Consider the following 234-nt stretch of genomic DNA (forward strand, 5'->3'; position numbering starts at 1 on the left):
CTAGGGCCTGTCTCAAAGCCTGGTGAGCCAGTCGTCTATCGCGGTTATGACAATGGCGGCTTGGTAGCGGACGGCGAGTTTGTCGTACCTGGTCGCGATGGCGCGGTGGCGTTTGAGCCGGTTGATGCCACATTCCACAGCATGACGGGCGCGGTAGTCACGGGCGTCGAACGCGGGGGCACGACCGCCGCGGCTGCCGCGCCGCAGGCGAGCGGCGATGCGATCGGCTGGTTC

The 234-nt window shown here is 66.7% G+C and carries 1 pseudogene; it reads right to left on the reverse strand.

From position 1 onward, the window contains the following. Positions 1-12: 12 nt before the first annotated feature. Positions 13-234: pseudogene (locus tag N5079_RS35285) on the reverse strand (IS5/IS1182 family transposase); the annotation flags it as partial.

Origin of the sequence: Planotetraspora sp. A-T 1434 (assembly GCF_025420585.1) — a bacterium.
Lineage (GTDB): Bacteria > Actinomycetota > Actinomycetes > Streptosporangiales > Streptosporangiaceae > JAOEGB01.